At 63.1% G+C, this 1,038-nt stretch carries 1 protein-coding gene; it reads left to right on the forward strand.

All coding sequences use genetic code 11. The features are described from left to right. A partial coding sequence (locus tag NJ959_RS30000; RefSeq protein ID WP_305069174.1) for a M1 family metallopeptidase occupies nt 1-1,038 on the forward strand: 1,038 nt, incomplete at both ends.

The raw sequence follows: 1,038 nt of genomic DNA on the forward strand, positions 1-1,038 counted from the left end.
GACGAACCCTTCCCCTGGGACAAGTACGCCCAGGCCTGCATCCGTGGCTTCAACGGCGGCATGGAAAACACGAGCGCCACGTTCCTTACCAGCCGCGCCGGCACGCGCAAGCGCGGCGATCAAGACGACCTCCTCTCCCACGAACTCGCCCACCAATGGACCGGCGACCTCATCACCTGCAACTCGTGGGAACACATCTGGCTCAATGAAGGCTGGGCCAGTTCCGCCGAAGCACTCTGGGACGAAGAACTCGCGCTCCAGGAGAACGCCGACAAGCCCAACGCGAAGGCACTCGCCCGCGAGGCCTACGAAAAAGCCATCATCGGCCAGGTCCGCCGGCAACGCCGGGGCAATCGCGCCTCCGCGCCAACCTCTCCCGCGATGGTCAGCAATCGCTACTCCAATCCCGACGCCGTCTTCTCCAAAGCCGACGACGCCTACGCAAAGGGCGCTGTCATCCTCCACATGCTCCGCGAACAACTCGGGCACGACGTCTTCGATCGCGGCGTGCGTCTCTACTTCGATCGCTTCAAGTTCAAGATCGCCGAAACCGCCGACTTCCGCCGCATCATGGAAGAAGTCTCGGGCGTCAGTCTCGAGAAGTTCTTCACGCAGTGGTGCTATCGCCCCGGCATTCCGCGCCTCTCGATCGATCAGACCTACGACGCCGCGGCGAAGACTCTCACTGTGACACTCTCGCAGATCCAGAAGATTGACGGGCACAACCCCGCGTACGACCTCGTCGTCCCCATCCGCGTCATCACCGACCGCGGCGAAACGTGGGTCACCATTCACAGCGATCGCAGCGAACAAGCCGTCACGATCCCGCTCGCTTCCGCGCCGACCGACGTTCAGGTTGATCCAAACCTGACCGTCCTCGCGTCCGTCACTGTCCACAAGCCCACCGCGATGTGGATGAACCAACTGCTCCGCCCGTCGACCGCCTTCGCACGCGTGCAAGCGATGGAACATGTGCAGGATGTCGCAACCGCACGCCTGACCACACTCGCCGTCGGCATGCTCGACCAACACACGACC

This window comes from Limnofasciculus baicalensis BBK-W-15 (assembly GCF_024178385.1).
Lineage (GTDB): Bacteria > Cyanobacteriota > Cyanobacteriia > Cyanobacteriales > Coleofasciculaceae > Limnofasciculus > Limnofasciculus baicalensis.